This window comes from Paraburkholderia sp. EG286B (genome assembly GCF_040965655.1).
Classification (GTDB): domain Bacteria; phylum Pseudomonadota; class Gammaproteobacteria; order Burkholderiales; family Burkholderiaceae; genus Paraburkholderia.
This window is the reverse complement of record NZ_JBFRCF010000046.1, coordinates 20,796-27,306: the sequence shown is the minus strand read 5'-3', so window position 1 is coordinate 27,306 and position 6,511 is coordinate 20,796. Positions and strand designations below refer to the sequence as shown.

Sequence of the window (6,511 nt, the reverse complement as noted above, 5' to 3'; positions counted from 1 at the left end):
ACCAGCGTCGTCGAAGGGATCAACAACACCATCAAGGTCATCAAGCGCAGAGCCTACGGGTACCGCGACGAGGAGTACTTCTTCCTCAAGATCCGCGCCGCGTTCCCCGGTAATCCTCGATGAACCATAAAAAAACGGGCTCGCCTTTCAGCGAGCCCGTTTTGCTTTGCGAGCCTGTTTCGCGCGGCGCTTATACGTTAAGCGGCGGCGCGGCGGTGTTGACCATCGCCTTGCGCCTCGCCCTCGTGTTGCGCCTGCCCTGAGCGTTCAGCGAACGCATCGCCGATCATCAGCAGGCTCGGCTGCGCCGGGTCGAGCCACTCCTGCGCCTCGCCCGCTGCGAGACCCGCCAGCGTCAGCGTGAGCGTGCGCTCGCGCGCGGTGCTGCAGGCTTCGACGATCGCCACGGACGTCGCGCCCGCGCGGCCCGCCTCGATCAGCTGGCGCGCGATCTCGGGCGCGCTGTCGCGGCCCATGTAGAACACCAGCGAATCGGCGTTGACCTGCTCGCGAACCTCCTCGCTGCCCGCCGCGCGCGAATACGTGGCGAGCGCCACGCTGCGCGCCACACCGCGCAGCGTGAGCGAGCGTTGCAGCGTCGCCGCGCTCGCCAGCGCCGCCGTAATGCCCGGCACGACTTCGAACGCGATGCCGGCCGCTTCGAGCGCGCGCATCTCCTCGTCGGCACGGCCGAACAGCATCGGGTCGCCGCCCTTCAGGCGCACGACCACGGCGTGCTCGCGCGCCGCGTCGACGAGTTGCTTGTTGATGAAGTGCTGCGCCGTGGAGCGTTGCCCGCAGCGCTTGCCGACCGCGATGAACTTCGCGGTTGCCGGCGCGTACTCGAGCATGGCCGGCTCGACGAGCGCGTCGTGCAGCACGACGTCGGCGCTCGCGAGCAGCCGTGCGCCGCGTACCGTGATGAGGTCCGCTGCGCCCGGTCCCGCGCCGATCAGATATACCTTGCCCATATGCTTCGAATCCATTGTTGCGGCCGCGCGCGGCCGCAACCTCGCGCAGCGCCTTACGCCGAGAACGCGCGGATCATGCCCGCGGCCACCGTGTGATGCGTCGCCTCGTCGATCAGCACGAATGCGCCGGTGCCAGGATTCGCATCATACAGGTCGCAGACGAGCGGCTTCTGCAGCGAGAGCGCCACGCGGCCGATATCGTTCATCGCGAGTTCGTGGCGGTCGGTGGCGTGCGAGAGCGTATGCACGTCGAGCACCTGCTTGACCGCGCCGATCTTCGCGAACACCGTGCTCGTGGTCTGCTTGAGCAGGTACTTGCGCTGCGGCGAGAGCGGCTCGTCGTCGAACCAGCAGAGGTCCGCTTCGAGCTTCTTCGCGGGTTGCGTGGCATCGGCCGCCGGCACGAAGGTGTCGCCGCGCGAAACGTCCACGTCTTGCGCGAGACGGATCGTGACGGTCTGGCCTGCGAACGCGCGATCGACCTGCGCCGTGCCGCCCGGCACCGGCGCGATGATTTCGGCCACCGTTGCGCTGCGGCCGGCCGGCAGCACCGTAATGGCGTCGCCGAGCTTCACTTCGCCCGCTTCGACACGGCCCATGTAGCCGCGGAAGTCGTCGGCGCTGGAACCGTCCTGGCGCGCGACCCACTGCACCGGGAAGCGCAGCGCTTCACCCGTCGCCTGCGCGACCGGCAGTTGTTCGAGCACGTCGAGCAGCGGCTCGCCCGCGTACCACGGCATCCGCTCGCTCGCGGCGACGATGTTGTCGCCCTTGAGCGCCGAAACCGGCACGAAACGCACGTCGGAGAGGCCAAGCTGGCGCGCGAGCGCAACATACGCTTCGCGGATCAGGTTGAACGTCGCTTCGCTGTAGTCGACGAGATCCATCTTGTTGATCGCGACGATCACGTGCTGCAGGCCCAGCAGCTTGACGATGGCGCTGTGACGCTTGGTTTGCGGCAGCAGTTGCGTCACGCCGTTCTCGACCGTCACGCGCGTCGGGTCGATCAGGATGATCGCGGCGTGCGCCGTCGAAGCGCCCGTGACCATGTTGCGCGTGTACTGCTCGTGGCCCGGCGTGTCGGCGATGATGAACTTGCGCTTGGCCGTGGCGAAGTAGCGGTACGCCACGTCGATCGTGATGCCCTGCTCGCGCTCGGCTTCGAGGCCGTCGGTGAGCAGCGACAGGTCGATCTCGTCGCCCACCGTGCGCTTGTTCTTCGCACGCGAAAGCGCCGAGAGCTGGTCGCTCAGAACCGCCTTGCTGTCGTACAGCAGGCGGCCGATCAGCGTGCTCTTGCCGTCGTCCACACTGCCCGCCGTGATGAAGCGCAGCACGCCGAGGTCTTCAGGTTGATGCGTCGTAACCATGTCTATTCTTTCCTCTGCGTGCTCTTTAGAAATAACCTTGCTTCTTGCGCTGTTCCATCGCGGCTTCCGACGCCTGGTCGTCCATGCGCGTCGCACCGCGTTCCGTGATCTCGGTCACGGCCGTTTCGGCGATGATCTTCTCGACGTTGTCGGCATCGCTCGCCACCGGGCACGTGCAGCTGATGTCGCCCACGGTGCGGAAACGCACCTGCGCCATTTCGCTGACTTCGCCTTCCTTCATCGGCGTGAGCGGCGTGACCGGCACGAGCAGGCCGTTGCGGCGGACGATCTCGCGCTGGTGCGCGTAGTAGATCGACGGCAGTTCGAGCTTCTCGCGCTCGATGTATTGCCACACGTCGAGTTCCGTCCAGTTCGAGATCGGGAACACGCGCAGGTGCTCGCCCTTGTGCAGACGCGCGTTGTACAGGCTCCAGAGTTCCGGGCGCTGCGCCTTCGGGTCCCACTGGCCGAATTCGTCGCGGAACGAGAAGATGCGCTCCTTCGCGCGGGCCTTCTCTTCGTCGCGGCGCGCACCGCCGATCATCGCCGTGTAGCCGTATTGCTCGATGGTTTCGAGCAGCGTGACCGCTTGCGCGGCGTTGCGCGAGTCGGTCTCGCGACGCAGGCGCACGGTGCCGCGCTTGATCGAATCTTCCACGTGACCGACCACGAGTTCCGCGCCGATTTCGGCTGCGCGGCGATCGCGGAAGTCGATCACTTCCTCGTAGTTGTGGCCCGTGTCGATGTGCACGAGCGGGAACGGCAACGCGGTCTTGCGGTTCGCGCCGAGGCCGAACGCCTTCAGTGCGAGCGCCAGCACGACGACCGAGTCCTTGCCGCCCGAGAACAGCAGCGCAGGCTTGCTGCATTCGGCGACGAGTTCACGCAGGATGTGGATCGACTCGGCTTCGAGCCAGTCGAGATGGTCCATGCGGTTCGCCGTGACCTGGAGCGGTGCGTTCACTGCTGAGTCGAGCGTGGTGCTCATGTTCGGATCCTTCGTTTATTCGCGCCCCTTTTGCTGGGCGCGCGGTACTCGGTATTCGACGTTCGCGCCGACGTTTCGACAGCGCGACAAAATTCAATCTTAGTTCGCCTGGCCGATTGACGACACTTCGGACGACACTTCGACGACCGGAATGGCCGACACGGACGTGATGTGCAAGCCACATTCCTTCGTGTCGCGCGACTCCCACCACCAGCGGCCCGCGCGGCTGTCTTCGCCGGGACGGATCGCACGGGTGCAGGGCTCGCAGCCGATGCTCGGGTAGCCGCGGGCGTGCAGCGGGTTCACCGGCACCTCGAAGGCGCGCAGGTAGGCCCAGACATCGGCTTCGGTCCAGTCCGCGAGCGGATTGAACTTGTCGATGTTGCGCGCTTCGTCGCGTTCTTCCTCGTGCAGCTCCGCGCGCGTGACCGACTGCTCGCGGCGCTGGCCCGTGACCCAGGCGGAAACGCCCGACAATGCACGGTTCAGCGGCTCGACCTTGCGGATTTCGCAGCAGCGCTTGCGCAGATCGACGCTCTCGTAGAACGCGTTCAGGCCGTGCTGGGCGACGTATTCGTCCACGGCGTCCTGTTGCGGATGAAACTGCTCGATCTCGTAGCCATAGCGCTCGCGCACCACGTCGAGCATGCCGAGCGTTTCGGCGTGCAGGCGGCCCGTGTTCAGCGAGAAGACGCCGATTTTCACACCGCGCGAAAGAATCGCGTGCGTGAGCAGCATGTCTTCGGCGGCGAGGCTGCTGGCCAGCTTCACGTCGGCGTGACGCGCCGCGATCGAGTCGAGCAGCGCGTCGAGGCGCCCGATCTTCGCCTGCAGCTCAGCCGTGATTTCGTTCGCGACGGTGCTCATGCCGCAGCGCCCTGTTGTGCAGCGCGGCGGCGGAACAGTGGCGACGGTTCGTCGAAGGCGCCCTGGTATTGCACCGTGAATTCGGTGAACGCCTTGAGCGCATCGTGGATGTCCTTGTCGGCGCGCACGGCGAACGCATCGAAGCCGCAGCGCTCGTGAAAGCGCAACTGGTCGCGCAGCACGTCGCCGATCGCGCGCAGCTCGCCCTGGTAGCCATAGCGCTCGCGCAGCAGGCGGCCGATCGAGAAGCCGCGGCCATCGCGGAACACGGGGAAGTCCACGCCGATCACCGCGAGCTTGTCGAAGTCGGCGGCGATATCGGCCGGTTCGCTGTCCGGCGCAAGCCACACGCCGAGTTCGTCCTTGCCGCGCGCAGCGACCAGTGCATCGCGCTGCGCCTGCCAGTAGGCGAGCGGGACCAGCACCTTGCCAGCGGGCAGCGCGGCAACCTCGGGCAATGCGCCGTCTTCGGCCGCACGCACGACTTGCCAGTTGTCTTCGACGATCTCGCGTTTTTTGATGATCAATGCCATTGCTCGAATCTCGTAGTCTCGTTGCGTGCTTCAGTTGCGTACATTAAGCGTGGGCCGGCTGGCGCGATGCGTACACGCGCTCCTTGAACGGCGCGATGCCGATGCGCTCGTACGTGTCGATGAAACGCTCGTCGTCGATGCGATGCTCGACGAACGTATCGATCACCTTCTGCACCACGTCGGGCATCTCTTCAGCCGAGAACGACGGGCCGATCACGCGGCCAAGGCGCGCGCCGTTGCCCTGCTCGCCGCCGAGCGTGACCTGATACCACTCCGAACCATCCTTGTCGACGCCCAGCACGCCGATGTTGCCGACGTGGTGGTGACCGCATGCGTTGATGCAGCCCGAGATGTTCAGCGACAGGTCGCCCAGGTCGTAGACGAAGTCGAGGTTGTCGAAACGCTCCTGGATTGCGAGGGCGATAGGAATCGACTTCGCATTGGCGAGCGAGCAGAAGTCGCCGCCCGGGCACGCGATGATGTCGGTCAACAGGCCGATGTTCGCGGTTGCGAAACCTTGCGCCTTGGCCTTTTCCCACAGCGCGAACAGGTCGCGCTTCTTGACGTCGGCGAGGATCAGGTTCTGCTCGTGCGAGACGCGGATCTGGCCGAACGAGTATTCGTCGGCCCAGCCGGCCACGGCTTCCATCTGCGCGTCGGTGGCGTCGCCCGGCGCGATGTTGCGCGGCTTGAGCGAGAGCGTGACCGACGCGTAGCCCGGCACGCGGTGCGGGCGCACGTTGCGCTCGACCCAGCGCGCGAACGCACGGTTTTCCAGCAGATGCTTTTCGTACGACGTGTCGGTGTCGGCGATCTTTTCGTATGCCGGCGGCACGAAGTACTGCGAGACGCGATCGAGTTCTTCCTGCGTGAGCGTCGAGGGGCCGTCCTTGAGGTGCTGCCACTCTTCTTCGACCTGCTCGGCGAACTTCGCCGGCGAGAGCGCCTTCACGAGGATCTTGATGCGCGCCTTGTACATGTTGTCGCGGCGGCCATAGCGGTTGTACACGCGCAGCACGGCTTCGCAGTAGGTCAGCAGGTGCTGCCACGGCAGGTCGCGCTTGATGATGGCGCCGACGATCGGCGTGCGGCCAAGACCGCCGCCCGCGAGGATGCTCGCGACGATTTCGCCCTGCTCGTTACGGTCGAGGTAGACGCCCAGATCGTGGATCTGCACGGCGGCGCGGTCTTCCTTCGAGCCCGACACGGCGATCTTGAACTTGCGCGGCAGCCAGGCGAATTCGGGGTGGAACGTCGACCACTGGCGCAGGATTTCGGCCCACGGGCGCGGATCGACGATCTCGTCGGGCGCGACGCCCGCGAACTGGTCGGCGGTGATGTTGCGGATGCAGTTGCCCGAGGTCTGGATGCCGTGCATCTGCACGGAAGCCAGCTTGCGCAGGATTTCCGGCGTTTCTTCGAGCTTGATCCAGTTGTACTGGATGTTCGAACGCGTCGAGAAGTGGCCGTAGCCGCGGTCGTGCTCGCGCGCGATCGTGCCGAGCATGCGGAGCTGGTCGCTGCGCAGATTGCCGTACGGAATCGCGATGCGGTGCATGTAGGCGTGGCGCTGGTAGTACAGGCCATTTTGCAGGCGCAGCGGACGGAACTCTTCTTCGCTCAATTCGCCCGACAGGCGGCGGCGGACCTGGTCGCTGTATTGCGCGACGCGTTCGTCGACGATGGTCTGGTCGTACTGATCGTATTGGTACATTCGGGGACCCCAGGGTTTGGTTCAATCGCGGCGTTCCGGTTACGCCGCGCTCCGACTTCTCGACTTCG

The 6,511-nt window shown here is 65.6% G+C and carries 7 protein-coding genes; 1 reads left to right on the top strand and 6 read right to left on the bottom strand.

Annotated features, from left to right (window positions below):
• On the top strand, nt 1-123 hold a 123-nt coding region (locus AB4Y42_RS41415), incomplete at its 5' end, for a transposase (protein ID WP_143329487.1).
• Between the two features lie 74 nt (nt 124-197).
• Here the strand turns inward: AB4Y42_RS41415 and cobA are convergent.
• The 6 genes from cobA to AB4Y42_RS41385 all read right to left on the bottom strand — a co-directional run bounded on the left by cobA (nt 198) and on the right by AB4Y42_RS41385 (nt 6,443).
• A complete protein-coding gene (cobA, locus tag AB4Y42_RS41410) occupies nt 198-971 on the bottom strand; it encodes a uroporphyrinogen-III C-methyltransferase (protein WP_368697556.1) in 774 nt (257 codons plus the stop codon).
• A gap of 53 nt (nt 972-1,024) precedes the next feature.
• Nucleotides 1,025-2,341 (bottom strand): sulfate adenylyltransferase subunit 1, encoded by a 1,317-nt coding sequence (locus AB4Y42_RS41405; protein WP_368697555.1) that lies wholly within the window; start codon nt 2,339-2,341, stop codon nt 1,025-1,027.
• Between the two features lie 25 nt (nt 2,342-2,366).
• On the bottom strand, nt 2,367-3,329 hold the full coding sequence (cysD, locus tag AB4Y42_RS41400) for a sulfate adenylyltransferase subunit CysD (protein ID WP_028207775.1): 963 nt from the start codon (nt 3,327-3,329) through the stop codon (nt 2,367-2,369).
• A 99-nt stretch (nt 3,330-3,428) separates the two neighbouring features.
• On the bottom strand, nt 3,429-4,196 hold the full coding sequence (locus AB4Y42_RS41395) for a phosphoadenylyl-sulfate reductase (protein ID WP_368697554.1): 768 nt from the start codon (nt 4,194-4,196) through the stop codon (nt 3,429-3,431).
• Complete coding sequence (locus AB4Y42_RS41390) at nt 4,193-4,729, bottom strand: DUF934 domain-containing protein (protein WP_368691950.1); 537 nt, start codon at nt 4,727-4,729, stop codon at nt 4,193-4,195. Before AB4Y42_RS41390 ends, AB4Y42_RS41395 begins: the two co-directional genes overlap by 4 nt.
• Nucleotides 4,730-4,772: 43 nt before the next feature.
• Nucleotides 4,773-6,443 carry a nitrite/sulfite reductase gene (locus tag AB4Y42_RS41385; protein ID WP_368691951.1) on the bottom strand — a complete coding sequence of 557 codons (1,671 nt, stop codon included), beginning with the start codon at nt 6,441-6,443 and terminating at the stop codon, nt 4,773-4,775.
• Between the last annotated feature and the right edge of the window lie 68 nt (nt 6,444-6,511).

Excerpts from the sequence above, each read along its gene's own strand:
- cysD (WP_028207775.1), bottom strand. The coding sequence starts at position 3,329 with ATGAGCACCACGCTCGACTCAGCAGTGAACGCACCGCTCCAGGTCACG.
- cobA (WP_368697556.1), bottom strand. The coding sequence starts at position 971 with ATGGGCAAGGTATATCTGATCGGCGCGGGACCGGGCGCAGCGGACCTC.
- AB4Y42_RS41395 (WP_368697554.1), bottom strand. The coding sequence starts at position 4,196 with ATGAGCACCGTCGCGAACGAAATCACGGCTGAGCTGCAGGCGAAGATC.
- AB4Y42_RS41405 (WP_368697555.1), bottom strand. The coding sequence starts at position 2,341 with ATGGTTACGACGCATCAACCTGAAGACCTCGGCGTGCTGCGCTTCATC.
- AB4Y42_RS41390 (WP_368691950.1), bottom strand. The coding sequence starts at position 4,729 with ATGGCATTGATCATCAAAAAACGCGAGATCGTCGAAGACAACTGGCAA.
- AB4Y42_RS41385 (WP_368691951.1), bottom strand. The coding sequence starts at position 6,443 with ATGTACCAATACGATCAGTACGACCAGACCATCGTCGACGAACGCGTC.